This window comes from Nonomuraea sp. NPDC049750, assembly GCF_040659625.1.
GTDB lineage: Bacteria > Actinomycetota > Actinomycetes > Streptosporangiales > Streptosporangiaceae > Nonomuraea.
Map to the genome: position 1 here is coordinate 991,332 of NZ_JBFANB010000001.1, position 25,833 is coordinate 1,017,164.

A 25,833-nucleotide genomic window follows, 5' to 3' on the forward strand; every position below is an offset into this window, starting at 1 on the left:
TCGACGCGGCCGTGCTGATCGGGCGACAGGTACGGGCACTCGTTCGGGTACGGGGTCGGGTTCTGGGGTCGGGGAGAGCATGAACCTTGTCGGGGATGGCGAGCAGTTCGATCGGCTGCTCATCGCTGCGCGGGCGTATTGGGGACATCGCCCTCCTCGGGATGACAGCGGGCCACTGGTCGTGGCAGAGGCCTTCCACGAGGACATCAGGGTCATCGTGCGCAACCTGCTGGTGGCGAACGCGCTCTGCGATCTGTTGTCGGCCCGGCTGCTCGTGCTCACCGGCACGGACCCGGACTGGCGCGAGACGCTTTGGCAGGAGTACGACATCCAGCGGGTCCGGCGGCTGGCCGAGGCGTTCGGCGCCACCGAGGTGCTCGACGTGCACGGCCTTGTGGATCGCCGGCTGGCCGACCGAGGCGACAGCCCGGCGGAGGGAAGCGACTCCGAGACACTGGCCGCCGTGGAGAAGGCGACGCTGATCCGGCTGGGCCGGGTGCCGCGACTGCCGGACAGCGAAGAGCCCTGGCATCAGTCGCGGCGCGCCCGTACCAGGGCCTTCTCCGCCGTCTACGACCAGCTGTTCGCGGAGCGGTCGCTCGCCGCGCTGGTCACCAGCCATGTCGACTACGACCAGTGGGGGCTGGCGGTCGACACGGCCATGCGCCGGGAGGTCCCGGTCGTGCACGTACAGAGCACCGGCGCCCTGAAGGCGTACGCGCTCTTCCCGGAGCGCCGCAGGGGGCTCGGCACCTTCCGGGAGGAGCTGACCGGCCAGCTCGGCGAGTTCTTCGAGGAGTACGTCTGGCCGCACCGGGACCTCATCAGGCCGAACGCCGAGCTCGTGGCCTGGCGGGCGAAGGTCAACCTGGGCCGGCCGAGCTGGTGGCGGGCCGGAAACGTGAGCGATTTCGAAGTACGTACCGAGACGGAACGCCGCCAGCTCCGCCAGCACGCCTGCGAACGCCTCGGGATCGACCCGGATCTGCCCGTCTTCACCGTCTTCCACCATGCCGTCTCCGACGCGGTCGGCGCCAACAGGGAGCTGTTCGACGATCTGGCGCGCTGGTTCGAGGAGACCGCGGATTTCGCCGCCAAGAACGACCGCGTGAGCTGGCTCTTCCTGGATCACCCGAGCCAGTTCCGGTATGACACCACCGGCCATTTCGCGGCCGTGGCGGCCCGCCATTCGGCGCACGAGCACATGGCCTTCATGCCCAGCCTGGCGCTGTCGAAGAACGCGCTGTGGAGCATGACCGAGGTGGGGGCGACCGTGCGCGGGAGCGTCTCCAACGAGCTGCCCGCCTTCGGCATCCCCGTCATCCAGGCCGGTTGGTCCGAGTGGAGCGAATGCGGGATGTCGCACGTCGCCCGCACGCGGGACGACTATTGGCGGCTGCTCGGCGAGGCCGTCGCCAAGCACGCAAAGGGGGAGTCCATCTTGGGGACCGAGCAGCGGGAGCGGGCCCGGCTGTGGCTGTGGCTCTACCGCAGCGGGGCCGACGTGCCCTCGCCGGTGGTGCCGCATTGGGAGGTGGGGCAGGGCAACGAGTACCTGCACACGCTCGTCGCGGGCCTGCGGCACGTGGAGCGCGACGGCGACCCGCTCCACTGCGCGGTACGCAGGATGTGGGAGCGGCGTGATCCGCTGCTGTGCCGGTTCGACTTCCGGGATCCCCACGCGCTGGGTACGGCTCTCACCGCTTCGAGGAGCGCGTCATGAGCGACTTGCTGACCGCCGGGACGGGCACCGACTTCGACCGGCTCGCCGTCCCCGCCGAGGCGCCGATCGGGATCATCAGCGGCCACGACGCGGCACTGCAGGTGGCCGACCAGGTGCATCGTGGCATACAGATCGTGGGCCGGTTCGAGCGCTCGGGACTGGCCGGATTCAAGGTGGCCGCCGCGGGCCGCCGGCTGCGGGTGACGGTCTCGCTGTCGGTGGACGCCGGGTCGGTACGCGGCTGGCACGAGGGGGAGCCGGAGCCGCCGGCGGAGGCTGTCAAGGGCCTGCCGCGGCTCATCCAGATCCGCTCCCAGGGACGGTTGCGCCAGTGCGTGCTGCTGAAGGGCGGCGGCCACCTCAAGAAGAGCGTGGCCGTCTTCGACCTGCTGCCCGAGGAGATGCCGGACGACGGCCTGATCTGCGTCGAGGCGCTGGACATCATGGAGGGGCGCGGCATTTCCGGCGTACTCCGCGAAACCGTGGCGGGATCCGTCATGCCTGACGGCGTGGCCGGGCTGCGCATCGACAGCGTGGACTTCATCGTCAGTCCGGCCGGGGAGCAGGCTACGGCCGCCGCCGAGCAGACGCGGGACGGCGTGCGCAGCGAGACCTCGTCCCTGATCAGCTGCGGCGGCTTCGCCGGCCGCCAGGGCACCCGTTCGCTCCGCTCCGGCCTGTTCATCGTCAACCCCGTACCACCGGGCGCCTTCGGCTCGGGAGGCGAGCTGACCATTCGCCTCAGCGGCCGGGCGGGCGGCACGGCCGGTCGGCGACTTCGCGCACTGATCCGGAAGGCCCGGCCCGGGGGCAACGGCTGGGCGCTCAAAGCGGCCGCGCCGACCGTACAGCGGATCGTGAGCTTTCAGGACGGCGACCTGCCGGCGCCGGCCCAGTCCACGAGCGGCGCCATCACCGAGCTCCGGCTCCCGGCGCCCACGAACGCACCGATCCTCGTGGTCGTAACCGCCCAGAACGGTGCCGTGCCCAGCCTGCTGTCCACGACATGGCGGCCGGGAGGTCAGGCCACGGGGTGAGCCGCGGCGCGGGACTGCGTGTCCATCAGGTGCTCGATGAGCGCCAGCAGGACATCGCGGCCCGCCGTGCGGTCGCGGGCGTCACAGAGCACCAGCGGCACCTGCGGATCGAGGTCGAGGGCCTTGCGGATCTCCTCCTGCGTCCGGTCCTTGACACCGTGGAAGCAGTTGACGCCGACGATGAAGGGGATCCGGCGGCTCTCGAAGAAGTCGATCGAGGCGAAGCTGACGTCCAGCCGGCGGGTGTCGACCAGGACGACGGCGCCCATCGCGCCGTTGACGAGGTCGTTCCACATGAACCAGAAGCGTTCCTGCCCCGGCGTGCCGAACAGGTAGAGGACGATTTCGCGATTGATGGTGATGCGCCCGAAGTCCAGGGCGACGGTGGTGGTGGTCTTGCCGCCCACCCCTTCCAGATCGTCGACGCCGACGCTGGCATGGGTCAGGTACTCCTCGGTACGCAGCGGAGCGACCTCGCTCACCGCGCCGACCAGGGTCGTCTTGCCCACGCCGAAACCACCGGCGATAAGGATCTTCACTGCCAGGGGAGCGGTGTCCTTCTGATCAGAGATTGCGTAGCCCATCCCGCACCGCCTCAAGGATTGTCATACCGGGAAGGCCACCCGCCTGCGCGAAGGCCAGCGGCGGCCGGGCCCGCAGCTGACCGGCCTCGATCAGGTCGCCGATGAGGATCTTGGTCACGGACACCGGGAGATTCAGCGCGGAGGCGACCTCGGCCACCGCCAAGGGCCGCGTGCACAGAGCGAGGATGGTGCGGTGCTCCGGCTGCATCCTCCGCATGCCGTGTCCGGACTCCGAAGAGGCCGCCTCGGACAGCGCCGTCACCAGGGTGATCAGCGTGAGGTCGTCCCGCTCGGGGGTGGTTCGTCCGCCGGTGATCGTATAGGGACGGACAAGGGGCTCATCGGCGGCATCGTCGTCGAAGCTCTCCGTCCAATGCCTCATCCGTGTCTCCCCGCGTCATCGGGTTCCGGGGCGCGCGTGTCGGTCCCCAGCTTCTGGCCGACCTGCTGGACCAGGGTGTGCATCGCCACGGCCATCAGCTCCGCGTCGACCTCCTGGGAGGCGACCACGGCCAGATGGGTGCCACGGCCCGCCGCTGTGACGAACAGCCACAGGTCGGCCATCTCGATGATGACCTGATGGACCGGGCCGCCGCTGAAGAGCTGTCCGACACCGCGAGCCAGGCTCTGCTGGCCGGTGGCGATCGCGGCGAGGCGTTCGGCGTCCGAGCGCTCGATGGTCCGGGAGCGGCTGACCACCAGGCCGTCGTCGGACAGCACGATGGCGTGCCGCGTGCCCGCGACCTGATTGACCAGGCCGTCCAGGAGCCAGTCCAGGTCTGCGTCGGTGGCGGTGGTGCGCTGCGTCATCTTCGGTCTTCCGTCGTAGGGGAGCCGGGCTCGGGGGATCCGTCCGGCCGGGGCTGGAAGGCGTCGTCACCGGTCCGGCGCCGGCGGGACTGCCTCTGGAACGCACCGATCGTGGCACTGGATCGGCTGGGCTGCTCGCGTACTGCCCAGGTTTCCTGGTCGGTATCTTCATCCCTGTCGGCCGGGGCCTTCAACTCGGTGACCAGATTGGCCTGGCGCACCCGCTGGGGCAGCGGCGGACGCTCGGCGGACGGGGGCGCGTCGTCTCGATCCGGTGCTGTATCCGGTGCTGTTACGTAGGCCATCGCGCGTCCCCTGGAGCGGGTCGGCAACGGTGCGTCGTCCTCGTGGGGCGGGACTTCCTGGGGACGGGGTCGCGGCGCGGGGGGAGCCTCCTTGGGGACCGCGGTCGGTCCGGGTACCGGGCGGGGGCGGTCCACCACGAGCGGTTCCGGGAGCAGCACGATGACCCGGGTGCCGCCGAAGGCGGACGGCCGCAGCTCCACCTGGAGCCCGAGGCTCATGGCGAGCCGGGCGACCACGTACAGGCCGAGACGCACATCATCGGCGTGGGTCATCACGTCGAGCTGCGGCGGCGACTTCAGCAGGGCGTTGGCGGCGGCGTACTGCGCGGGTTCCATGCCCAGGCCGCGATCCTCGATCTCCACGGCGAGGCCCCGGCTGACCAGCGCGGCCCGTACTTCGACGGGGGTCATCGGCTTGGAGAAGGCGGTGGCGTTCTCCATCAGCTCCGCCAGGACGTGGACCAGCGGTCCGACCGCCCGTTCGGCCACCCAGGGGTCGCCCTCGACCTCGATCGAGATCCGCCGGTAGTCCTGGACCTCACCCTGGGCGGCGCGCAGGACGTCGAGCAGGCGTACCGGCTTGCGCCAGCGGCGCTGCGGCTGGCCGCCGCCGAGGATCACCAGGTTCTCCTCGTAGCGGCGCAGCCGGGCGGTGAGGTGGTCGAGGTCGAACAGGCCCTCCAGCACCTCGGGGTCCTCGTGCTTGCGTTCCAGCTCGTCCAGCTTCTTCAGCTGAAGTCCGATGAGGATCTGGGTACGGCGGGCGATGCGCTGGAGCATGCGCTGGAAGCCACGGTGCTGCTCGGCCTGCCGTACGGCGGTGTAGACCGCGCTGCGGCTGGCCAGGTTGAGGGCGTGCCCGAGCTCGCCGAGCTCGTCGGGGGTGGGCTCGACCATGTGTACTTCGGCGTCCACGTCGACGTCCTCGCCACGCTCCAGCCGGGCGACCACGTCGGGCAGCCGCTCCTGGAGCTCCTGGGCCTCCTCGCGCAGGTGGAGGATGCGCCGGCGCAGGATGCTGGTGAGGCGCCAGCTGGTGAAGATGACCAGGCCCAAGGCGAGCACGCCCACGCCGCTGACGCTGAGGAAGATGATGAAGAGGGTGCCGGCGTGGGTGTAGCCGATCGTGGCGACGTTCACCAGCCGGACGCGCAGGAGTTCCACCAGCTGCGGGGTGATCGTGTCCACCGAGGAGCGCCACGACGCGCTGACCTCGCGGAGCGCCACCTGGCCGCTCTCGCCGGTCCCGGCGGTGACCAGCCGCTCCTCCAGGGCGATCATGGTCTGCCACGGCTTGCTGGCCGTCAGCTTCTCGTACTGGCTCTCGTTCTCCAGGAGGTTGGGAGCCACCCGGGCCTGCAGGAGGTGCTCCTTGGTGCCGATGGCGTCGGCGACCAGGTCGTGCTCCTCCGCCGTCAGGCGCCCCTTCTCCCAGCCACGGGCCAGAATGGCGTCCTCGCGGCCGAGCATGTCGAGCACCCAGAAGAGGTCGACCAGCGTCTGCGCCTTGGTGTTCACCTCGCCGTGCTCGGTATGGCTGAGGACGGTCAGCAGCCTGAGGTCTGACTCAAGGACGCCGGTGTAGTAGTCGAACGCCTTCTGATCGCTGGACCACCCGGCGTCCACCGCCCGGCGCTGCTGGTCGAGAAGGTCGAGGCCCCGTTCGACGCGGGCGACAGCCGCGGGGATCCCCTCCTGTCCCTTGCTGGTGTCCAGGGTCGCCAGCGGACGGAAGGCGGTCACCGCCTGGTCGGTCAGCACGCGCTGCTTGGCCAGCTTGTCGCGGGCGCCGCCCCGTGGGTTGGCCTGCACCTCCGCGGTGAGCAGCCGTTCCTGCCCAAAGCTGAAGAACAGGTTGGCCGCGGGTCTGCCGGCGGTGGTGGTGGCCAGATCCATCTGGGCCTTCTCCGACTGCCACTGGGTGAACAGCTGGAACATTCCCGAAGCCAGCACCGGGGCAAAGGTGATGCTCGGTACGAAGACCAAAATGATCAGGACGGTACGCAGGGGGAGTCGGCGGGCACCGGCCAGTCGCCGCGGCTGGCCGCCGGTCGACTCCGGTGCCCCGTTCTCTTCGTCCACGGTTCCCGTACGTCGCCGCCCGACTCTGCCCAAACCAGCCACGTGCGGGCACTCTCCTTGCCGATCAGCGCGTCCATCGCAAAAATCGCCAAAGTAGGCGATTAGTGGCCTGATAGTAGCGATAGGGCAGTTGGCGTCGAAAGCCCCCGCTTTGCAGGCTGTGCCGCAGTGGAAGGCCATCGGCCGACCTGTACGTCAGGCACTTCCTGACGGCTGTCATGGTTGGGGCTGCCGGGTCCGCAGTTCGTCCGTGGAGGGCTCTGCGCAGGGCTGCCAGCCTGCTTGGCATCCTGACCAGTGCAATAGCGGCGAAGATCACATCGTCTACGGATGGCCGGAATAAACCCGATGCTGTAATGGCAGGGCTCCCCGTACCGTGTGCGATCATGTCAGGTTTTGGGTGGTTTGAGGCGGGCCGATCGCTGCAAGGCGAGCATTTGGTCTTTGCCGAGACGCTCCGCGCCCGAGCAGCGCGCTGGACGGAGCGTCATGACACCTGGCTTGCGCCATGGGATAGCGACGATCGGCTGGTTGCCGGGCTTCATATCGACGACGACTGCGCGAACCAGACTCTGCTCTGTGTAGGCGTCCACCTGCTCGGCAACACACTGCAGGCCGATGAGCTGCACAATCAGCTCAGCACCCTGCCTGAGATACCAACGAGCCTCGCCATGACGACGACGGGGCCGATCAAGGTCATGGCCAACCGGGCCGCCGACTGGTTCGAATCAGTCCTTCAACGTCCTGTCGACCGCTGGGAGTGGACTAATCGCGGGCAGGTCTACGCCTACGCGTACGTTTTCGCCGACACCACCGAAGGACTCTCCCAGATGTTCAACAAAGAGCTGGCTCCTTGGAGTCTGAAGTGGCGGCTTGCGCGACGGGGGTATGTCTCACCGAAGGGATGGGTTGAGGTTCGAGGAATCGGAGAACCGGACCGGGTCATCCATATTCGCGGCATTCGCTCTTAGTCGGCCCCATAGGCCCACGATCCCGACGGAAAGGACCGCCCACCATGAACCACGAATCAGCTACCTCTGGCGGCCACTCCGGAGAGGACAGCGGTGCGCAGCATGCGTCCATGTCCCCGTTCCTCAGGGATCGGCTCGACGCCGCCACCACCGCGGCCCGCGCCGAGCTGATCAGCGCCAGTGAGAAGAGGGCCGGCCTCCTGCTGTCCTGGGCGGGCGTCGCGTACGGCGTGATGGTCACCCTCATCCTCACCGGTCCGGCCCAATTCCCGGGAGTCGGGCGCTTCGGCGTCATCCTGGCGCTGATCCTGCTGTCCGCGGCGGTCCTGCTGATCCTGATCACCATCCGCCCACCGTCGCCCCAACAGGGCGGGCAGAGAATTCTCGTCTACGCCGAGGAGCCCACGCCCGAAGCCCTGATCGAGCGGATGAACACCGAGACCAGGGACTACGAGCTGTTCCTGGCCACCGACGCCCTGCGGATCGCGCGGATCGCGCGCACCAAACACCGCAATCTGCGCTGGTCCGTCAACCTGATCGTCACCGGCATCATGGTCATGACGATCATGGTCTTCCTGGAACGCCTGCTCTGACACGGCCCGGGATCGGTTGAACGCCGGCTGCAACGCGTTCATGAAGCCTCCAGCCCGGCGGCGCTCATGACCCGACATCGCCTCCGATGTCTCACGTCTTCTTTCTGCTGGTTCCTCTGGCTGTGGTGGTGGCGGCCCTTGCCGGCTTCGAGTCACCGGCCTTGCTGTTGACGGTGTACTGCTCCAGGACCTTCATGATCTCGGGAGTCAGCGCTTCGGCCAGCGCGGGCGCCAGAGAGTCGGCCAGAGCGGAGGCCAGAACCTGCGCGAGCAGGAGCCGTTCGATTGTCGATGCCTTCGGCATCGCGTGCGTCCCCGATGTGAGGGCTGTTTCGATCAGGGCGGCCATCGAGTCCCCGCCGCGGGCAAGAACCTTGGTGGACTGGCTGGCCTCATTGAGGATGTCGCGAATGACGTCGTCGATCAGCGAATCCACCGGGTCATGCTCGGTCGGTTCGGCGGCTTCCTCTGACGCCATGAGTTGCTCCTCTGCGGTCGATGTGTGCTGTCCCTAGCTGTCGATTCACGCCGGCTGAGGAACTCCTTTTCTGCCTGCGATCGGGAGTCGTACCACTACCGGTTGGCGAGCGCGGCGAGTAGGAGCGGGTGTTCGATTCCGCTCTCCTCTTCTTCTCCGCGGCGAGCCGCAAGCGCGGCAAGCAGCAGCGCTTCCAGGGAACGCCCTTCACCTCGCGCTCGGAGGTCTCGGTACGCTCGGCCTCTGCGATGGCGGTCATGGGATGTCCTTTCAAGTGCCGGGATAAGCACGCCAGGTTCGTGATGGAGATACATCATCCCGATACCCGAGCCTTCGATCTGATTCATAAAGAAACGCCCGAGAAAAACTGGTCGAATATCTAAATAGACCCGTTTTGAGCTGCTCTTTGGTTGTCGGCGAGCATGGTCGACACCGCCTCCGGCGATTTCCCAATGATCAACGGGGCCAGGGGCGTCGGCGGACAGCGCCTGGACGGCCCGGCCGGAGTAGGTCGCCGAAGACGCCTACTCGAACCGTGGCGTGCTGGGCAGCCTCGCGAAGCGGGGAGTCGGTCCTGGAAAGCCGCGGCGGTACGTTAGTCGGGACGGCCTCCGGCATCGCGCCGTATTGCGCGGACGCTCCGATCTAAGTGGCGAACACGCTGGCGAAGAACCCGATCACCGCGAATACCACTGCGATGACGATCGCCCAAATCAAGGTGATGCCCATCAGGGACAGTACGTAGGTATGCATTCCCGCGACAGCTGCGTTGATGAGGACAACGATAAAGTCGGAGATTATCAGCTCTTCCCAGGACTTGAAGACCAGAAAGCTGGAGATCAGGCCAGTGATTATGGTCAGAGCCACCACTCCGGCCGCACCCCAAAAGCCAGAAGAAGAAGAGTCGGCCTCGGCGGATTCCTGGCTGACGGCCTTTGGCGAGTATTCCGTGACCGTGACCACCGGAGTGGCCCCTTGGCCGCCATCGGCGACTTCCTTGTCATGCTCGAACGCGAAAACGGCGATGACCACGCCGACGATCGCCACGACAAGGGCCAGAACGGCGGCGACTTCAGCGTAGACAGTGAGCCGTCGTGGCTTGGCAGGTTCGTCCGCCATGCTTGTCCTCGCATCGGGGGAGAGCGATCCAGAGCTAACACTCTAACGAGGCGCCGGGTGGAGATGCCCCTGTTGGCAGGCGACGCAGGGTCGGCGGCACTTGGGCGTTCGTCGCGTACGACCGCCGTGGTGATCGCCCTGACGCCCATCGTTCTCGCGCCCGCGTACGGCTGACTGACCGCACTGCGCCCGCCGGGCAACTCGGCCCGACCTGCCTCGCTGTGGCCATCTGGACGGTAAAACATGTCACACCACTAACTTTTGACAGTCATATGACAGAATGTTCGGCATGAAGGAGAGCGTTCCACGGCTGCTGCAAGACGCACGCCGCACCAGAAGGCGCCACGAGTGGGCGACAGTCCAGCGTCGGCGGCTCGCCGAGATCGTCGAGCACGCCCGTACCCACTCGCCCTACTACCGGGATCTCTACAGCGGCCTGCCTCCCCGCGTCGACGACCCCGCATCGCTGCCGGTCACCGATAAGAAGGCGCTGATGGCGCACTACGACCATTGGGCCACCGACCGCGAAGTAACGCTGGCGCGGGCACGCGCCTTCGCCGCAGACCCGCAACTGGTAGGCGGACGGTTCCTCGACCGATACCTGGTGGTCACTACCTCGGGCACCACAGGAAACCCCGCGATCTTCGTCAAGGACGATCGGGACATCGCCGTCAACTACGCCCTCAGCATGCGGATGATGAGCTCCTGGCTGGACCTCACCGACGTCACCCGGATCGTGGCGGGCGGCGGACGGATGGCCATCGTGGCCGCGACGAACGGCCATTTCCTGGTCTCGGCCGGCGCCGCCCGCATGCGCGCACACCGGCTACAGCGCAAGACCATCCGCCTCTTCTCCGTGCACACCCCGCTCGATGCCCTGGTCGAGGCGCTCAACGAGTTCCGCCCCGCCCTCCTGCTCGGGTACGGCAGCGTCCTCAACATGCTCGCCGCCGAGCAAGAGTCTGGACGGCTGCACATCGCGCCGGTGGTGGTCGAACCCGCCGGCGAGACGCTGACCAGCGGTGACTACGCGCGAATGGCCGGCGCCTTCAAAGCCAAGGTGCGCGACACGTACGGCGCCAGCGAGTGTCCCTTCCTCACCGAGGGCTGCGCGTACGGCTGGTATCACGTCAACAGCGACTGGGCCCTGGTCGAACCGGTCGAAGCCGACCATTCTCCGACCCCACCGGGCAGGCGATCCCACACCGTTCTGGTGACCAATCTGGCCAACCGCGTACAACCGATCCTGCGCTACGACCTCGGCGACAGCGTCCTGCAACGGCCTGACCCGTGCCCCTGCGGCAACCCCCTGCCGGCCATACAGGTGCAGGGACGCGTGGCCAACGTGCTCACGTTCGCCACCGGGCGGGGCGAGGTCGTCATCGCGCCGCTGATGCTCAACACGCTCGTGGATCGTACGCCTGGCGTACAGCTGTACCAGATCGTCCAAACCAGCCCGGCGAGCCTGCGCATACGGCTGCGGCCCTCACCTGGTGCGGACCCGGAAACGGTATGGCGGGCGGTGCGTGACGGGATCGGCGGTCTGCTCGCCGACCACAAGCTGGACCATGTCATCCTGGAACGCGCTGAGGAGCCGCCGCAGCAATCCCCCGGCGGAAAGTATCGGGCGGTCATCCCGCTGAAGGATTTCGCATGATGTCAGATTCCGAGCAGCCCGGACTGCGGGAGCGCAAGAAGGCCGGCACCCGCGCCGCCATTCAGCGGCACGCGCTGCGCCTGTTCCGTGAGCAGGGTTACGACGCCACCAGCGTCGAGCAGATCGCCCAGGCGGCCGACGTCTCGCACCGGACGGTGTTCCGCTACTTCCCGACCAAGGAAGCGCTGGTCACCCTCGATGACTACGACACCCTCATCGCCGAGGCGTACACGGCCCAGCCGCCGGAACTCGGCCCGGTGCCGGCGCTGCGCAACGCCTTCCGTACTGTGTTCACCGACCTGACCGACGCGGACGTGACCGCGAAGCGGGAGCGCCAGGCGCTGGTGCTCAGCGTCCCCACGCTGTGGGCGGCCAGCCTCGCCAACATCACCAACACCAAGCAGACGCTCACCGAACTGGTCGCAACCAGGCTCGACCGTCCGCAACACGACGACCGAGTACGGGCCGTAGCAGGCGCGGTGTTCGGCATCCTGCTGTCGGTCTGGCTGGACTGGGCCAAGAACCCGGAGCTGGACGCCCCGGCGGCGTTGGACAGCGCGCTCGCCCATCTAGAGCTCTCGGACTCCTGACAATCGGTGAGATCAGGGCCTGGATAGGGCGTGTCCGTTGGAAGCGTGAACGCGTCCGACTCGCGGAAGCCGACCAGGCCGGCTCGATGTGAGGATCGAGACATCCGCTCGCGGCAGTCGCCGCCCCCAATCAGGAGGTCCTCGTGATCATTGCCATTGTCGACTTCGACACCGCCGCCGCTGACCGCGCGACAGCCCTGGCCCAGCTCGACAGCGAACGCGAAGAGGTACGCGCGATGCCGGGTAACGTTGCCTATCGGGTGTACGCCTCCCGGGAGGACGAGACCCGGGTGACCATCATCCACGAGTGGGAGGACGCGGAGTCTTTCGCCGGCTACCAGAAGTCGGACTCCTTCGCACGCTCTGGCAAGATGATTCGCCCGATGATGACCGGGTCGCCGGTGAGCCGGCGCTTCCACGCGGAGTTGGTGGAGACCGTCGCCTGACCGGCGTCCCTACGATTGGTTCATGCGAGGCTGTGGATGACCCGGAAGGCGTACAGCTTCGTCCGTACGTTCCCACGGGAGCCCGCCCGCGAGCTCAAGGTGGACCGCCACTACCTGCTCTGCGCCTCGACCGGTGCCCTCCGGCTCGAGGCGCAGGGCCAGTCGTGGCTCCTACCGCCGGCCCGGGCCGCCCTGATCGAGGCGGGTCACGCGATACAGGTGAGCATCCCGCAGCCGGTCACGACCGCGTCGGTACTGTTCGACACCACATTCACCGCGATCCCGCCGGCACCGTTGACCGTATTCGACCTCAGCCCTCTGGCACGCGCATTGGTGACCGAGTGCGGCACCTGGGGTGAGAGCGACGAACCTCTCACGGCGTACGCGGAGACGCTTTTCACCGCCCTCGCCGCAGTGACCTGGCGGCTCGCCGAGCAGCCGAGCCCCGTCGTCGTACCGGTGGGACGCTCACCGGAACTACGCCGAGCCCTGCGGCTGACCGAGCAGCGGCTCGGCAGCGAGATCCGCTTCGAGGACGTGGCAGACGAGGTGGGCCTGGCACCACGATCGCTGGCCCGGCGCTTCGAGGACGAGACGGGCATGACGTGGCGGGCAGTCCTGCGCCGGATGCGGGTGCTGCGCGCGATCGAAGAGCTGGCTGCGGGGGACACTCCGATCACCGAGATCGCGTTCATGGTCGGCTACACGTCATTGTCGGCGTTCAACGCCGCGTTCCGACAGCTGACCGCCCGCACACCCACGGAGTACCGAGCCAGCTTCCGGCCCTGACCGGGCGGGCTCGCGCTCGTAGCGAGCCGGACCGCCCCGGATCTGCACCGCTCTGGCCGGCGCCGGATCCGTTCGGTCTGAGGCTGCGGCGCGGGGGATAACGCTTCGTGCTCGGCGAACAAGATCGCCCAGCCCGGTGGCCAGGGCCACGCTGATCGCGGCGTTACGGAGGATCTCGCTCGCGTTCACCTCGGAGAAGCCAAGCCGCTGGAGGAACGCCAGCCGAGAGCCGCGCCCAGGTTCTGCTCGACGGCGAGCTCGGACGGCGTCTCGACGATGGTGGCGCCGTATTTGCGCATGACGGTCTGGGTCTCCTCATCGCGACCCTGCTTGGTCAGTACCCTTCGGGCGGTTTCCGGCAGGGCTCGGTCCGGGGGATCGCGGTCGTCAGGAGGCGCTTGTCCGGTTTGCCGTTCGGCGCCGTCGGCGCCTCGTCGATGACGGTGATGGTCGCCGGTACGCATGCGTCACCGAGTCGCTCGCTGACCAGCGTCCGCAACGAGGCGAGGTCGAGGGCCCGACCCGCCACTGGTACCACGAATGCGTGCACCGCCTCGCCGGTGTCCTCGTCCGGGGCGCCGATCACGTACGCCTCCGCGATGTCAGGGGAAGCGGCCAGGACCCGCTCGATCGGACCGGCGTAGTAGAGGTTCGCGTTGACGATGATGACGTCCCGCGTCCGCCCGACCAGGTAAAGTCGCCCGTCCTGGTCGAAGTGGCCCAGGTCCCGGGTGCGCACCCACCCATCGATGAACACCTCCGCGGTCTGCGTCGGTTCGGCCCAGTACCCGATGGCCTGGGAGGGTGTGCGGACGTACAGCTCGCCGTCGACACCGGGCGGGACGGGCCTGCCGTCCGCGTCCCGGATCACGACGTCGATGACGTCGGGCGGGAACCCGACCGACGGGGCGGCATCTGACGGCCTGGCCATGGAGATCGTGCCGGTCTCGCTCTGCCCGTAGCCTTGGAACACGATCGGGCCGAGCACATCGAGTGCTTCGCGGAGCCGGGACGCCTCCAGCGGCGACCCGGACACCATGAGCGCCCGCAGGCTGCTCAGGTCGGCCGGGGCGCTACGCTGCGCGGCGACGAGTTTGTACAGGCGGGGCACGGTGATGACGCTGGCGGACGCCCGATGTCTGGTGATCGCGTCGGGAAACGTGGGCGGGTCGGCGACGACCATCGTCCCGCCCGCGGCAAGGGTGAGGACGCCGTACTCCATCATCACTTGGCTGCTCAGCGACCCGAACACGAGGTAGCGCCGCAGGCGGGACGCCAGTTCCCGGATCGCCGGCGGCCACGCCGCCGGGCGGGCCGTCCACGCCGCGTTCAGCGCGGCGTAGGTCTGTGCGCATGCCTTTGGTGTGCCGGTGCTGCCGCTGGTGTAGACGAGCCGGGCGACGTCGTGCGGGTGGCCGGACAGGTGCAGCGGACCATCGTCGTCAGGTACGGCCAGCAGCTCGGAGACGGTCAGGGTGCGCGGAGCGTGCTCCGGCCCGATGGTCGCGTCGGTCACGACCGCGGCGACGTCCTGGCGGAGCACGTGGCGCAGTTGGCCGCCGGACAGCCCGGGCCGCACACCGACGACCCGAGCCCCCACGACGTAGCCGGCGATCATCGCGGCGAACGCTTCGGAAGTGACGCCCAGCAGCATGGCGAGGCCATCCCCTGGCCCGATGCCCGCCGCGCGCAGTCCGGTGGCCATCCGCCGGACGAGGTCGAGCATCTGCGCGCCGGTGACGGTACGGGCACCGTGCTCGAAGACGGATCGATCCCCAGCCGCGCCAAGGAGGTCCAGAATGGAACGCGGGTAGGGTTCAGCCGCCGTCGGCAAGGCACTCCTTGACGAAGACGGCCAGGGGCTGCTGGTGCACCGCTGGCAGGTTCCACTGGTTTTCCAGGTTCTCCGCGAGGTGGTGGACGCCGGTCGGCGTCCCCTCTCGGTAGTGCCGCACCACCGGATGCAGGTAGTTCGCGTCGTGAGCGTTGGCGACGTCGTTCTCGACGACCCTCCGGATCGAGATGTCGAACGGGTCGACGGCGTCGTGATCCTTTCCGTACTCCAGGGTGACGACGAACCTGTGCCGGGCACGGCCGAGGCCGCCGTCGGCGGCGTACGCCACCGGGACCTCCTCCTGGTACAGCGCGGTGTCGCCATCCACGGTGACGACGTCGCCGAGCACGCCGAACTGCTGCCACAGCGCGGAAGAGCGGTTGACCCGGGCGATGATCGCGTCGCTGATCGCGTCCGGGGCCGGCTCGCCCTTCCTGGCAGGCCAGGTCTCACCGTGGTAGCGGGTGGCCAGGATCCGGTGGAGCGCACGCACCCCATAGCGGAAGCCGTGGATGAACCCGCTCGTGGACTTCTTGAAATCGCGCTGCTGGGTGAGCGTGCCGGCGAAGTACAGACCGGGCACGGTGGTCGATTCGTACGCCGACGTCTGCTCGGGGAAACGGTCGTTGATGACCAGCGCCGGCCGGCAACTGCCGTCGAACGCCGAGGCGTCGAACCGGAAACCGGTGCACACGATCACCCGGTCGTAGAACAGCTCGCGCAGTGCTTCCACGGTACGGGCGTAGCGGAACATCACCCGATAGCGACCGTCATCACGGCGTTCGATACTTTCCACCGTGCCGTCGAGGACCGTGTTCTGGGACTTCAGCTGGTAGCTGTCGAGGAAGTTGTTGTTGACCGCGCGTAGGTGCCCGACGAAGTGCGACTGCCAGGCCATCTTGATGGAGTGCGGCCCGGCGACGTGGATGACCGCGGCCTTGTCCATGAGTGCCTCGGCGGTCTCGAACGCCGAGTTGCCCTTGCCGATCACCAGGACCCGCTGGTCGACGAAGGACGCCGGATCGGTCTCGAACGTGTCGTAGCGTTCTGTGGCCTCGATGCCGGGGATCGGCGGAATGTACGGCTGGGAGACGCCGGTGGCCACGACCAGCCGCCGGCCCCGCCACGAACGTCCACCGAGGTCGACGGCGGTGAACCCATCGTCGTCCCGGCTGATCCGGGAGACGTGGGTGTCGTAGCGTACTCGGACGCCGGTCGCGGACGCGAAGTCGGACAGGTAGCGCACGAGATCGTCGGCCTGCGGGAAGTACAGCTCGCTGTACCGGGTGAACAGCAGCTCCGGATCGTCGCTGAGCAACGAGTTCCAGTCCATCCGCAGCCGCAACTCCGGGTCCTCGTACCCGGTGTGCACCTTGTTGATGGAGATCAGCTGGCGATGCCGTGGGAACCGGGTGAAGAAGGTACCCGGCCCGGCTCCGCGTTCCAGGACGACATAGTCGTGACCGCCCAGTTCCAGCAGTGCGGCGAGCTGCAGCCCAGCCGGCCCAGCCCCGATGATCAGGTAGTCATGCACCATGATCCGGAAGCTACGGACGGATTCTCAGAGGATTCTGAGAATTCACCGCCTATGGTCCAGGCATGCCCGCCGTCGAAGGCTCCATCAACCTCAGCGCCCCGCTGCGCTCCGCCGACCTGCGCCGCGCCGCGACACCGGTGTCCGTCGTGGTCGACGAGGCCGTCCGCGGCCGCGTCGAGCGCGGCCGTGACCACCTGCGCGGCGTGCTGAGGGAGGAGGAGCGCCCGGTCTACGGCGCGACCACCGGCTTCGGCGCCCTGGTCGGGTTCGCCGGCCGGGACGAGGAGACGGACCAGTGCGACAACACCCTGGCCCACCTCGGTGCCGGGCAGGGGCCGGATCTCGCCCATGACGTGAGCCGCGCCGCGATTCTCGTGCGTGTGTGGTCTCTCGCCCAGGGACTGTCCGGGGTGTCGGCTCACGTGGTCGACGGGCTGGCCGCGATGTTCGCCACGACGTTCGTTCCGGTGATTCCACGCTACGGTTCGGTCGGCGCGAGCGGAGACCTGATCCCGCTCGCCTATGCCGCCCAGGCATTACGTGGCCGGGGACAGGCGTCTGTCAACGGCCGGCGGATGCCCGCGGCCGAGGCGCTGCGCCATGCTGGGCTGACCCCGTTGACGCTCGACGGCCGAGATGCCCTCGCGCTCGTCAACGGCACCTCCCTCACCACCGCCGCGACCGCCCTGGCCCTGGACAGCATCCGGTCCTCCCATCGCGCGATACAGGCGCTCACCTGTCTGCTGGTCGATCTGCTCGGCTGCGACCCGGGCTTCCTCAACCCGCGTCTGCTCGACGCCTATGGCCATCCCGGCGCGGTCGACGTCGCCGACGGCATGCGCAAGACCCTTTCCGGGATCAGCCCGACCCACACACGTGCGCTGCAGGAGCCGTACAGCATCCGCTGCTCCCCACAACTGCTGGGTGCCGCCGAGGACGCCCTGCGGTACGTCAACGGTGTCGTCGAGGCCGACCTGTCCAGCGTCAGCGACAACCCGCTGTTCTTCCCCGACGACGACCTGGTGGTGCACGGCGGTAACTTCTTCGGGCAGCCGGCCGCGTTCGCCGCCGATGTCCTGGCGATGGTCACCGCTCAGCTCGGCAACCTCGCCGAGCGGCAGCTCGACCTCCTCGTCGATCCGGCCCGAAATGGCGGGCTACCCCCGATGCTCGCCGCCGGACCCGGCCGCCAACACGGGATGCAGGGCGTACAGCTCGCCACGACCGCGTTCGTCGCCGAGATCCGCCGCGCTGCTGTTCCGGCCGGCATGCAGAGCCTGCCGACCAACCTGCACAACCAGGATGTCGTGCCGTTCGGTACCCAGGCCGCCCTTCGCGCCTATGACATGGCTGCCCTGCTGCACCTGCTCTGCGGCTCGCTGGCGGTAGGACTGCGGCAGGCAGCGTACGTTGGCGCCCGCCGCCCCACGGCGCCAGGCTGCGCGGCACTCCTCGACGCCCTGGTCGAGGCGATCCCTCCCGTCGATCCCGACCGCCCGCTGGACGCCGATGTCCGCAAGGCCGGTGGGTTGCTCACCGCGATACTCCCCTGAAGTCCCGCCATCACCACCACGCCCACCACGACAGGCTGAACCCCGAGCCGCTCGGCCAGCCGACCCGAGCCGAGAAACCAGCTGGTCGGCCGCCGGCGCGAGCACCGCCAAGCCGACCAGGCTGAGCAGCGTGAGAATCAGCAGCGGCTCAACGAATCCCTTGCGCCATCGGGGTGATCGTTGGGGGTTCTCCCTTGGAGAAGCCTCCGCTGCAAGTCCATCGGTGCGCGCCCATCACACGCGGCGTCTGGTGGATGGTGCCGGGCCACTGGATAACCGCAGGAAGCCGCAGTGGCGCTGGACGAGTTCACCGGGAACTTGCTGTGGAGCGTGGTCACCCCGTCGGCGGTTGGGTTGTGTCGCGGATGGCGCGGGCGGCGTTGATCAGGCCGATGTGGCTGAAGGCTTGCGGGAAGTTCCCGATGGGTTCGCCTGTGGCGGAGTCGACCTCCTCGGCCAGCAGGCCGACGTCGTTGGCGTATGAGGTCGCGGTCTGGAACGCCTGCTTGGCCGGGTTGCTCTTGCCTGCGAGCGCCAGGGCGTGGGCGAGCCAGAAGGTGCACAGCAGAAACGTGCCCTCTTCTCCCGGGAGTCCGTCGGCGGCGTGGTATCGGTTTACCAGGCCGCGGGCGTCGGTCAGGTGCGTGGCCACGGCGTCTACGGTGGCCCGGACGCGTGGGTCGTCGCCGGGCAGGAATCCGACCATGGGCATCATCAGCACAGACGCGTCCAGATCGGCGGCGCCGAACGTCTGGGTGAAGGCGCCCACCTGCGGGTTCCATCCGTGGGTCAGGATCGCGTCGCGGATCTGCTCGCGGTCGCGGGTCCAGCCGGGGACGCGGCTGGTGGCGTCCAGCAGGGGTGCCAGGGTGATCGCCCGGTCCAGGCCCACCCAGCACATGAGCTTTGAGTGCAGGAAGTGCCGGCTGGGGGCTCGTATCTCCCAGATGCCCTGGTCCGGCTCGCGCCAGTGGTGGGCGGCCGCGTCGGCCACGCCGGTCAGGAAGGAGCGGGTGAGTGTGTCGATCGGGCCCGCCTCCTGGTAGATCTGGTGGGCCGCGTCGAGCAGTTCCCCGTAGATGTCGATCTGGCGCTGCTGCCAGGCGTCGTTGCCGACGCGTACCGGGGCGCTGCCCCGCCAGCCGCTCAGGTGGGTCAGGGGCCGCTCGCTCAGGTCCCGCTCGCCGCCGACGCCGTACATGATCTGCAGGTCGGCGTCGTGGTCGAGCTGGGTGGCCGAGGCGCGGGCGAGGAAGGCGAAGAAGGCGGTCTCCTCCATCTCGCACGCCGCCGTGGCCAGTGCCTGCAGGGTGAAGCTGGTGTCGCGGATCCAGGTGTAGCGGTAGTCCCAGTTCCGCTCTCCGCCGACGCTCTCGGGCAGGGAGGTGGTGGCCGCGGCGACGATGGCCCCGGTTGGGGCGAACGTCAGCGCTCGCAGCACCCGGCCGCTCTGGCCGACCTGGTCTTGCCAGGGGCCTTGGTAGCGCGCGTGCAACCGGGACCAGGAGCGCCAGCCGGTGACGGTGTCCCTGAGGCGGCGGCGGATGTGCCGGGGGTTCAGAGGAGGTTGTTCGGGACCCCAGGCCCAGTCGGCCCGCAGGGCCAGCCCCAGGCGTTCTCCCGCTCGCAGGGTGTGGGTGGTGTCGGCGACCGCGCCGCTCACCCGCAGGTCGATGGGTGTCGACATGGTGAGGACGTGGGCGCCGCCGTGCGCGATCAGGCCGCCGCGGAGCGGCTCTATCAGTGGCTTGACCAGCCCGAACTCGGGCCTCGGCGCGTACACCACCTCTACCGGCACGCGTCCCTCGACGCAGGTCACCTGGCGCAGGAGAACGCCGGGTGAGGACGCGCCCATCGAGTGGCCGCGTTCTCCGTGGCCCAGTGCGAGGGCGTCCACGAGCACCACGGTTCCGTCCGGACCGCGGAAGGTGGTCTCCAGTACCAGGGTGTCGTCCAGATACCTGCGGGTGATCTCCGTGGGCCGGGTGGGCCGGATGGACCAGTGTCCGGCGTTCTCGTCGAGCAGCCGGGCGAAGATCGATGGGCTGTCGAAGCGCGGCATGCAGAGCCAGTCCACCGAGCCGTCGGAGGTGACCAGGGCCGCGGATCGGCAGTCCCCCAGCAGGGCGTGGTCGCTGATCGGCCTGGTGCTCAAGGGCGCCTCATCCGCTCGGCGAGGATCGCGGGGCTTGCGGTGCGCGAAGGCGGGGCCGTCGCGGCTCAGCCGCGGCCTTGTGCCGACGCAGCCGGACGGCGTAGGCGAGTGCGGATCCGGCGAAGAGCACGCCGGTGACCAGCAGCCAGCGGCCGAGGTACGGGCTCGTGTCCAGCGCCGTTGACCGATGGTAGTCGCCCTCGGCCAACCGGAGGATGAGGGGGAACCAAATGAGGAACAGCAGACCGGACAGCGCGACCGGTATGCGCAGGTAATTGATCGATGACGGCCAGGTGGGGGTGCCGGACGGTCGCCGGCGGCGACGCCACGGCCGTCGTTGCGCGGCGACGTCGGCGAGGGCGTACAGCGGGTACAGCAGGAGGTCGTGGACGATCGCGGCGCCGACGAACCACACCAGGAAGCCGATCCAGATGCCCGCGGCGACGACGCGACTCGCGGCGTATCCGGCCAGGGTGAAGCAGGCGAGCAGCGCCAGCAGGTGCAACGGGTCGGCCCCATAGCGGCCGGCCATCCTCCTGCGGATCCGGGAAGGCATGTCGTCGCTCATTTCGCTGTCGGATGGAAGCTGAGTTCGCGGACCCATTTCGTGTTGTGGACGCCTGGGGCGTTCGGGACGATGATCCTGGCGGGATAGCCGTGGTCGAGGGACAGATCGGCGCCGTTGACCCTCAAGGCGAGCAGGGAACGGGGGTCGGCCACCTGACCAGCGCTCAGCGACGCCCGGCTGAAGGAGCCGCCGCGTTGCAGGGATTCGACGAGCACTTCCGCCATGCCGGGCACTACCCCTGCCAGTCGGGCCAGATCGGCCAGCCGTACGCCCGTCCATGACTGTTCGGTGGACCATCCCTCCACGCACGCGATCGGCAGCGCGTAGGTGTGCAGCGGCATCGCCAGCAGTTCGGCGCGGCTCAGGCGCGCTGGATGCGGTCCGGCCAGCTCCAGCCTCCACGCCGGACTGGTGTCCGCCAGATGGACACCCATGGCGGTGGCGGACTTGTTCACCTGGAAGTCGTTGGGGCCGGGGCCGTAGACCCGTCCGTGCGGGGCCAGTAGCGCGGTGCGGCGCAGCGGTCCGTCTATTGTCTGGCCGACGGACAGGCCGAGAGTGAGCAGCGAGGCGCCGCCCACGAAGGCGAGCACGCCTCGCCGGGACATGGTGGGCTCCGCCGGAGACGGGGGAACCAGGCCATCGGGATCGGGTGGCTCCGGCCTGGTCTCTTCCAGCCTGGTCCGCAGCTCATGGAGAAGGCTCCGCGAGCGCAGCGATCGGATCATCTTCGGCAGCTTGACGGCGACGTGGACGACGAAGGCCGCGAGGAAGATCCACGCCCCGTACAGGTGGGCCGGGTAGAAGGAGAACGGGAAGACGTAGAAGAGCTGGATGTTCAGGATGCCCGTGACGAACTCGAACACCGCGCCGCCGACCAGGAGCAGCAGGCTGGCACGCTCCACGGCTTCGGCGGGGGAGCGCGCCGGTGGCCAGGTGAACAGCTTCGGTATCACCGACCACAGCTTGGCCAGAAGCACCGAGGTCAACGTCAGCCCGAGGACGACGTGCACTCCCTGCGTGACCCGGTACAGCCAGGCCGGGTGTGTTGGCCAGTCGAACAGGTAGAAGCCCAGCCATCCCTTTTCGGGGGTCGTGTCGTTGATCGGCAGTTGCGGATCGTAGGCGGCGTAGGACACCAGTCCGGTGATCGCGATGATCGGGATCCCGAACAGCAGGACGAAGCCGAAAACCGAGGTCAGCCACGGGCCGCGCAGCGGGCTGCGCCAGAACTCCGGCCGGAAGGGGCCAGGTGGGGGATGTTCTCGCAGCCAAGCGGTGACGTTTTTCCGATCTGACACCGAATCACCCCGAAACAAGTGTTCTGCCGGAAATACCCCTATTTGGGATCGCATAACTAGGCCGACCGACGTCGGTGGCCGCAGTCACCCGAGCCGTCGCGCGATCTCCGCGCCCCAGGGGGAGCCGCGGCGGAAGGCTCCCGCCGATGACGTCGCAGGCGCGGCAACGGGATCAGGTCCCGGACTGGCAGCCCCATCGAGCGCACAGAGGACTGGAAGCAGTGGAAGTCCATCCTCAAGCAAGCCGGCATACGAGACGCCCGGATCCACGACGCCCGTCACACCGCGGCGACCCTGCTGATCGAGCAAGGCGCACACATTCCGGGTGGTTCAGGAGATCCTCCGTCACACCCGAGTCACGACCACAGAGCGCTACGACTACGTAGCGACGATGCGGGTGAGAGACGCGAGCGACCGCATGGACGAGGCGCTCTGGGGCCCTGGCTGAGAGCCAACTGCAACCCTGAGCCCTGCAGAGATCAAAAAAGGCCCTTCCCTCTGAACGGGGAAGGGCCTTCTATCTGCGGAGGATCGGGGATTTGAACCCCGGATGGTGTTGCCACCAAACCGCATTAGCAGTGCGGCGCCATAGACCTGACTAGGCGAATCCTCCTGGTAGCCACGCGGCTCAGGACAGCGTACCGGCCTTCTGCCAAGGCAGCAAAGCGGTTCCCCCTCCCGGCCTGTCCAAAGGTTATCCACTGCCTGTGAATAACCTCCTGTGGACAACGGGTCAGACAGCAAGCCCGCCCCAAGGCGCGGCGGGGGCGGGCTCGGCGCACGGACCCGCCACGCGGGTCCGCCGGACAAAACGCGACGTCAAGCGACTCAGGTCGCGGGCCGAACGAGACTTGAAGCGGGTCAAAGCCGCTGGATAAATCCAGATGTCGGGCGGCTCGGGCCGCTGGGCAAAGCGCGACGTCAGGCAGCCGGGTTGGCTTCGCCCTCGATCTCGACCTTGATCTTCTTGCCCACCAGGACGCCGCCCGTCTCCAGGGCCTGGTTCCAGGTCAGCCCGAAGTCCTCGCGGTCGAACTCGCTGCTGATCGAGAAGCCCCACACCGCCTGGCCCCAGGGGTTCGTGCCGGCGCCGCCGTACTCGACCGTGAGCTCGATCTCCTTGGTGACGTCGCGGATGGTCAGGTCGCCGACGACGGTGAACTCGTCGCCCGAGTGGCTCACTACGCGGGTGCTCTTGAACGTGAGCGTCGGGAACTTCTCGACCGACAGGAAGTCGTCGCTGCGCAGGTGGCCGTCACGGTCGGCGACACCGGTGGTGAGGCTCTCGGTCTTGATCGTGAGCTCGGCCGACGACTCGAGGGGGTTGTCGGCGATCGTCACGGAGCCGGTGAAGTCGCCGAAGCTGCCGCGCACCTTGCTGACCATCATGTGCTTGACCACGAAGCCGATCGTGGTGTGGGCGGCGTCGAGGTTGTAGGTGCCGGAGGCGGGGACGGTCAGGCCTTCCCAGGTGCGAGTGGTCATGGGGTTCTCCTCAGAGGATGGTTGCTGTGCGGATGTTTGCGGCAACAAATGTCTACACGAGGAATATTCCTCTCGTCAACAATCGTCGGCTAAGCTATGAACGTGGTCAACATTGATGACCCCCGGTTGACGGCCATGGGCCTGCTGTCGGAGGTTCAAGCAGGTCTCGCGGCCAGGATGCAGCCGGTGTTCGGCGCTGCCGGGCTGTCCGAGATCGATTTTGAGACGCTGCTCCGGCTGGGGCGCTCGCCGCGGCAGAGCCTGCGGATGAGTGATCTGGCCGCGCAGACGGGCCTGTCCACCAGTGGTGTGACCAGGGTCGTCGACCGGCTCGAACGCGACGGTCTGGTGGCCAGGGTGGCCTGCGCCGTCGACCGCCGGGCCTCCTACGCCACGCTCACCGACGCGGGGCGGGAGAAGCTCGACATCGTGCTGCCGCAGCACCTCGAGGACATCGACAAGTCCCTGACCAGCCTGCTCAGCGCGGAGGAGCTGGAAACCTTCCTGGCCACGCTGCGCACGATCCGGGATGTCGTACGGCCCTGCGCTACGGCCGGAGCTGTTGAGGGGGAATGCCCAGCTCAACCCTGAGCTTGGCCATGGCACGTGACATCGTGCTCTTGACCGTGCCGAGGCTGATGCCCAGCGTTCTGGCGATCTCCGGTTCGGTCATGTCCTCGTAATAACGCAGCACGATCGCGGCCCGCATCCGGGTGGGCAGCCGGATCAGCGCCTGTTCCAGGAGATCGTGCAGGTCGCCGCTGGCTTCCGCCTCCGGGGCGACCTCCGGCAGGTCCTCCGACGGGTACTCCTCCAGCCGGCGCCGCCGCCACTGCGAGATGTTGATGTTGACCATCGCCCGCCGTACATATCCGTCGAGCGCGGCTCTGTCCTGGATGCGATCCCATGCCAGGTACGTCTTGGTCAGCGCGTTCTGCAGGAGATCCTCCGCGTCCAGCGGATGTCCCGTGAGCTGGTGGGCAGTGCGCAGCAGGGCAGCTCCGCGCGCAACGACGTACTCGCGGAACTCCTCTTCCCAGCTGGCGGTCTGCATCGTGGCCAGAATCGCAGCCAAAGGCCAAGATAGGGCGTAACCGGAATTCAGGATTCGGCCCGCCGACGATAAAGGTAGGTCAAGGTCGGTGGCGGTTTGTACGTCGCTGGGGGTCAACTTCTGCCCCGAGGGGTGCGTATTTTGCTCTCGAAGGCACGAGTACCGCGAAGCACCCCCGCAGCCGTGTGACCCTATTAGCGCGACAAGGGAGGGACTGATGGGGTATCCGAGCGTGGAACGCCGCCGGGTGCTCGCGGCCGCGGCGCTGGGCCGAGAGACCGGGATCCCGGGCTCCGGCGAGGGGGACCCCTTACGCGCGGTCATAGGGGACATCCTCGACATCAGCCCACATCTCATAACTATCGAGACCCCCGAGGGCACCGAGGAACGGCTCGTCATCGCTCCCTGGGCCACCGCCTGGCACGGTGGCGACCAGGCGCCGAGTGATCTGCCCGTGGGCTCGACGGTCATCATGCGTACCCTGCGCGACGGCCGGGTGGTCGAGCGCCTCTGGGCCGACATCACGCGGCTGACCGGGACCATCCTGTCCGTGGAGGGGCGCAAGGACCTGTCGGTCCAGCTCGACTGCGGGCCGCATCGGGGGCGCCGGACCATCGTCATCCCATACCGTGCGACAGGCCGCATCATGGTGCGACATGCGCGGTTCGAGCCTGGGTTCCTGTTCGACGCGATCGGCATCAGAAAGGGCGAGGCGAGTCTGGCCCTGCTGCCCGCGACCTCGCAGCCCGCCTATCCGGCGCGGGCCGTGCCGGCTCCGCCGCCCGCCTACGGAGGCCTGCAGTCACGTGTCTCCGGGACCGCCACCTGGTCCGACGTCTTCGACGAGGAGGATCGGGGGGCCGCGTACCCCATGGTCGAGCGCTCTGACGTGGATTGCCCGGACGCCGAGGTGTCCTGCACGGGCCTGCCGTACCTCGCCATCGGGTCGATGCTGCAGGTACGGAACATCTGCACCGATCGATCCGCTAACGTGCCGATCGTGGCGTGTGGCTGCGTGGCCGGGCGCTTCTGCGACCGCTGTGTCGAGTGCGACACCTCTCCTCGCGGGCGGATCGCCGAGCTGTCGCCGTTCTCGTACGTGGAGCTGGGCGGCGACCTGGTCAAAGGGTGCTTCAACGCACAGATCGGATTGGGGTGACGC

The 25,833-nt window shown here is 68.2% G+C and carries 25 protein-coding genes and 1 tRNA gene; 12 read left to right on the top strand and 14 right to left on the bottom strand.

The genetic code is table 11. The features are described from left to right. The first annotated feature begins 79 nt into the window (after positions 1–79). Together AB0J16_RS04900 and AB0J16_RS04905 are read left to right on the top strand one after the other, a co-directional pair. Positions 80–1,723 (top strand): hypothetical protein, encoded by a 1,644-nt coding sequence (locus AB0J16_RS04900; protein ID WP_358534687.1) that lies wholly within the window; start codon positions 80–82, stop codon positions 1,721–1,723. Beyond that, positions 1,720–2,760 carry a hypothetical protein gene (locus AB0J16_RS04905; RefSeq protein ID WP_358534689.1) on the top strand — a complete coding sequence of 347 codons (1,041 nt, stop codon included), beginning with the start codon at positions 1,720–1,722 and terminating at the stop codon, positions 2,758–2,760. Before AB0J16_RS04900 ends, AB0J16_RS04905 begins: the two co-directional genes overlap by 4 nt. Here AB0J16_RS04905 and AB0J16_RS04910 read toward each other — a convergent pair. Genes AB0J16_RS04910 through AB0J16_RS04925 form a run of 4 tightly spaced genes read right to left on the bottom strand, consistent with a single transcriptional unit; the run spans position 2,745 to position 6,541 of the window. Continuing rightward, positions 2,745–3,344: an ATP/GTP-binding protein gene (locus tag AB0J16_RS04910; RefSeq protein WP_358534691.1), complete on the bottom strand. Its 600-nt coding sequence runs from the start codon at positions 3,342–3,344 to the stop codon at positions 2,745–2,747. The two genes, AB0J16_RS04905 and AB0J16_RS04910, sit on opposite strands and share 16 nt — an antisense overlap. Continuing rightward, complete coding sequence (locus AB0J16_RS04915; protein WP_358534693.1) at positions 3,325–3,726, bottom strand: DUF742 domain-containing protein; 402 nt, start codon at positions 3,724–3,726, stop codon at positions 3,325–3,327. The genes AB0J16_RS04910 and AB0J16_RS04915 overlap by 20 nt, the downstream gene beginning before the upstream one ends. Next, complete coding sequence (locus AB0J16_RS04920; RefSeq protein WP_357962292.1) at positions 3,723–4,154, bottom strand: roadblock/LC7 domain-containing protein; 432 nt, start codon at positions 4,152–4,154, stop codon at positions 3,723–3,725. Before AB0J16_RS04920 ends, AB0J16_RS04915 begins: the two co-directional genes overlap by 4 nt. Continuing rightward, a complete protein-coding gene (locus tag AB0J16_RS04925) occupies positions 4,151–6,541 on the bottom strand; it encodes a nitrate- and nitrite sensing domain-containing protein (protein WP_358534695.1) in 2,391 nt (796 codons plus the stop codon). The genes AB0J16_RS04920 and AB0J16_RS04925 overlap by 4 nt, the downstream gene beginning before the upstream one ends. Positions 6,542–6,927: 386 nt before the next feature. Here AB0J16_RS04925 and AB0J16_RS04930 point away from each other — a divergent pair, with 386 nt between their 5' ends. After that, entirely contained in the window at positions 6,928–7,512 is a 585-nt protein-coding gene (locus AB0J16_RS04930) for a hypothetical protein (RefSeq protein WP_358534697.1), read from the top strand. Between the two features lie 110 nt (positions 7,513–7,622). Beyond that, complete coding sequence (locus tag AB0J16_RS04935; protein ID WP_358534699.1) at positions 7,623–8,105, top strand: Pycsar system effector family protein; 483 nt, start codon at positions 7,623–7,625, stop codon at positions 8,103–8,105. A 91-nt stretch (positions 8,106–8,196) separates the two neighbouring features. On the opposite strand, the gene AB0J16_RS04940 is transcribed toward AB0J16_RS04935, so the two are convergent. After that, positions 8,197–8,541, bottom strand: coding sequence for a hypothetical protein (locus AB0J16_RS04940; RefSeq protein ID WP_358534701.1), 345 nt, complete (start codon positions 8,539–8,541; stop codon positions 8,197–8,199). Between the two features lie 170 nt (positions 8,542–8,711). Between AB0J16_RS04940 and AB0J16_RS04945 the strand changes: the two genes are divergently transcribed. Then, positions 8,712–8,966: a hypothetical protein gene (locus AB0J16_RS04945; RefSeq protein ID WP_358534703.1), complete on the top strand. Its 255-nt coding sequence runs from the start codon at positions 8,712–8,714 to the stop codon at positions 8,964–8,966. Positions 8,967–9,228: 262 nt separating this feature from the next. Here the strand turns inward: AB0J16_RS04945 and AB0J16_RS04950 are convergent, their stop codons facing one another. Continuing rightward, positions 9,229–9,702 carry a hypothetical protein gene (locus AB0J16_RS04950; protein ID WP_358534705.1) on the bottom strand — a complete coding sequence of 158 codons (474 nt, stop codon included), beginning with the start codon at positions 9,700–9,702 and terminating at the stop codon, positions 9,229–9,231. Positions 9,703–9,991: 289 nt separating this feature from the next. On the opposite strand from AB0J16_RS04950, the gene AB0J16_RS04955 reads away from it, so the two are divergent. The 4 genes from AB0J16_RS04955 to AB0J16_RS04970 all read left to right on the top strand — a co-directional run bounded on the left by AB0J16_RS04955 (position 9,992) and on the right by AB0J16_RS04970 (position 13,184). Then, a complete protein-coding gene (locus tag AB0J16_RS04955; protein ID WP_358534707.1) occupies positions 9,992–11,359 on the top strand; it encodes a hypothetical protein in 1,368 nt (455 codons plus the stop codon). Further along, positions 11,356–11,949: a TetR family transcriptional regulator gene (locus AB0J16_RS04960; protein ID WP_358534709.1), complete on the top strand. Its 594-nt coding sequence runs from the start codon at positions 11,356–11,358 to the stop codon at positions 11,947–11,949. The genes AB0J16_RS04955 and AB0J16_RS04960 overlap by 4 nt, the downstream gene beginning before the upstream one ends. A 143-nt stretch (positions 11,950–12,092) precedes the next feature. Further along, positions 12,093–12,395, top strand: a complete 303-nt coding sequence (locus AB0J16_RS04965; RefSeq protein WP_358534711.1) for an antibiotic biosynthesis monooxygenase — start codon at positions 12,093–12,095, stop codon at positions 12,393–12,395. Positions 12,396–12,431: 36 nt separating this feature from the next. After that, entirely contained in the window at positions 12,432–13,184 is a 753-nt protein-coding gene (locus AB0J16_RS04970; RefSeq protein ID WP_358534713.1) for an AraC family transcriptional regulator, read from the top strand. Between the two features lie 334 nt (positions 13,185–13,518). Here the strand turns inward: AB0J16_RS04970 and AB0J16_RS04975 are convergent, their stop codons facing one another. Beyond that, positions 13,519–15,018 carry a fatty acid--CoA ligase family protein gene (locus AB0J16_RS04975; RefSeq protein WP_358534715.1) on the bottom strand — a complete coding sequence of 500 codons (1,500 nt, stop codon included), beginning with the start codon at positions 15,016–15,018 and terminating at the stop codon, positions 13,519–13,521. Further along, on the bottom strand, positions 15,002–16,555 hold the full coding sequence (locus tag AB0J16_RS04980) for an NAD(P)-binding domain-containing protein (RefSeq protein ID WP_358534717.1): 1,554 nt from the start codon (positions 16,553–16,555) through the stop codon (positions 15,002–15,004). The genes AB0J16_RS04975 and AB0J16_RS04980 overlap by 17 nt, the downstream gene beginning before the upstream one ends. 62 nt (positions 16,556–16,617) lie before the next feature. Between AB0J16_RS04980 and AB0J16_RS04985 the strand changes: the two genes are divergently transcribed. Beyond that, positions 16,618–18,108: an aromatic amino acid ammonia-lyase gene (locus tag AB0J16_RS04985; RefSeq protein ID WP_358534719.1), complete on the top strand. Its 1,491-nt coding sequence runs from the start codon at positions 16,618–16,620 to the stop codon at positions 18,106–18,108. A gap of 334 nt (positions 18,109–18,442) precedes the next feature. On the opposite strand, the gene AB0J16_RS04990 is transcribed toward AB0J16_RS04985, so the two are convergent. From AB0J16_RS04990 to AB0J16_RS05010, 5 genes are all read right to left on the bottom strand, one after another. Next, complete coding sequence (locus AB0J16_RS04990; protein ID WP_358534721.1) at positions 18,443–20,263, bottom strand: glycoside hydrolase family 15 protein; 1,821 nt, start codon at positions 20,261–20,263, stop codon at positions 18,443–18,445. 7 nt (positions 20,264–20,270) lie between these two features. Then, complete coding sequence (locus AB0J16_RS04995; RefSeq protein ID WP_358534723.1) at positions 20,271–20,819, bottom strand: hypothetical protein; 549 nt, start codon at positions 20,817–20,819, stop codon at positions 20,271–20,273. 8 nt (positions 20,820–20,827) lie between these two features. Beyond that, the gene (locus AB0J16_RS05000) at positions 20,828–22,132 is read right to left on the bottom strand and encodes a molybdopterin-dependent oxidoreductase (protein ID WP_358534725.1); all 1,305 of its coding nucleotides are present in this window, start codon (positions 22,130–22,132) and stop codon (positions 20,828–20,830) included. A gap of 524 nt (positions 22,133–22,656) precedes the next feature. Next, a tRNA-Ser gene (locus tag AB0J16_RS05005) sits at positions 22,657–22,745 on the bottom strand. Positions 22,746–23,053: 308 nt separating this feature from the next. Beyond that, positions 23,054–23,617: a YceI family protein gene (locus AB0J16_RS05010; protein ID WP_358534727.1), complete on the bottom strand. Its 564-nt coding sequence runs from the start codon at positions 23,615–23,617 to the stop codon at positions 23,054–23,056. Between the two features lie 96 nt (positions 23,618–23,713). On the opposite strand from AB0J16_RS05010, the gene AB0J16_RS05015 reads away from it, so the two are divergent. Next, positions 23,714–24,208, top strand: a complete 495-nt coding sequence (locus tag AB0J16_RS05015; RefSeq protein WP_357957670.1) for a MarR family transcriptional regulator — start codon at positions 23,714–23,716, stop codon at positions 24,206–24,208. On the opposite strand, the gene AB0J16_RS05020 is transcribed toward AB0J16_RS05015, so the two are convergent. After that, complete coding sequence (locus tag AB0J16_RS05020) at positions 24,165–24,671, bottom strand: SigE family RNA polymerase sigma factor (protein ID WP_358534729.1); 507 nt, start codon at positions 24,669–24,671, stop codon at positions 24,165–24,167. The two genes, AB0J16_RS05015 and AB0J16_RS05020, sit on opposite strands and share 44 nt — an antisense overlap. Positions 24,672–24,888: 217 nt before the next feature. Here AB0J16_RS05020 and AB0J16_RS05025 point away from each other — a divergent pair, with 217 nt between their 5' ends. Continuing rightward, positions 24,889–25,830, top strand: coding sequence for a hypothetical protein (locus AB0J16_RS05025; RefSeq protein WP_358534731.1), 942 nt, complete (start codon positions 24,889–24,891; stop codon positions 25,828–25,830). Positions 25,831–25,833 lie beyond the last annotated feature (3 nt).

Bases quoted from the DNA above. Each gene is read 5' to 3' on its own strand.
- AB0J16_RS04960 (WP_358534709.1), top strand. From the start codon at position 11,356: ATGATGTCAGATTCCGAGCAGCCCGGACTGCGGGAGCGCAAGAAGGCC.
- AB0J16_RS05025 (WP_358534731.1), top strand. From the start codon at position 24,889: ATGGGGTATCCGAGCGTGGAACGCCGCCGGGTGCTCGCGGCCGCGGCG.
- AB0J16_RS04915 (WP_358534693.1), bottom strand. From the start codon at position 3,726: ATGAGGCATTGGACGGAGAGCTTCGACGACGATGCCGCCGATGAGCCC.
- AB0J16_RS04930 (WP_358534697.1), top strand. From the start codon at position 6,928: ATGTCAGGTTTTGGGTGGTTTGAGGCGGGCCGATCGCTGCAAGGCGAG.
- AB0J16_RS04955 (WP_358534707.1), top strand. From the start codon at position 9,992: ATGAAGGAGAGCGTTCCACGGCTGCTGCAAGACGCACGCCGCACCAGA.
- AB0J16_RS04910 (WP_358534691.1), bottom strand. From the start codon at position 3,344: ATGGGCTACGCAATCTCTGATCAGAAGGACACCGCTCCCCTGGCAGTG.
- AB0J16_RS04935 (WP_358534699.1), top strand. From the start codon at position 7,623: ATGTCCCCGTTCCTCAGGGATCGGCTCGACGCCGCCACCACCGCGGCC.
- AB0J16_RS04980 (WP_358534717.1), bottom strand. From the start codon at position 16,555: ATGGTGCATGACTACCTGATCATCGGGGCTGGGCCGGCTGGGCTGCAG.
- AB0J16_RS04995 (WP_358534723.1), bottom strand. From the start codon at position 20,819: ATGCCTTCCCGGATCCGCAGGAGGATGGCCGGCCGCTATGGGGCCGAC.
- AB0J16_RS04950 (WP_358534705.1), bottom strand. From the start codon at position 9,702: ATGGCGGACGAACCTGCCAAGCCACGACGGCTCACTGTCTACGCTGAA.
- AB0J16_RS04920 (WP_357962292.1), bottom strand. From the start codon at position 4,154: ATGACGCAGCGCACCACCGCCACCGACGCAGACCTGGACTGGCTCCTG.
- AB0J16_RS04900 (WP_358534687.1), top strand. From the start codon at position 80: ATGAACCTTGTCGGGGATGGCGAGCAGTTCGATCGGCTGCTCATCGCT.
- AB0J16_RS05015 (WP_357957670.1), top strand. From the start codon at position 23,714: ATGAACGTGGTCAACATTGATGACCCCCGGTTGACGGCCATGGGCCTG.
- AB0J16_RS04970 (WP_358534713.1), top strand. From the start codon at position 12,432: ATGACCCGGAAGGCGTACAGCTTCGTCCGTACGTTCCCACGGGAGCCC.
- AB0J16_RS05010 (WP_358534727.1), bottom strand. From the start codon at position 23,617: ATGACCACTCGCACCTGGGAAGGCCTGACCGTCCCCGCCTCCGGCACC.
- AB0J16_RS04985 (WP_358534719.1), top strand. From the start codon at position 16,618: ATGCCCGCCGTCGAAGGCTCCATCAACCTCAGCGCCCCGCTGCGCTCC.
- AB0J16_RS05020 (WP_358534729.1), bottom strand. From the start codon at position 24,671: ATGCAGACCGCCAGCTGGGAAGAGGAGTTCCGCGAGTACGTCGTTGCG.
- AB0J16_RS04905 (WP_358534689.1), top strand. From the start codon at position 1,720: ATGAGCGACTTGCTGACCGCCGGGACGGGCACCGACTTCGACCGGCTC.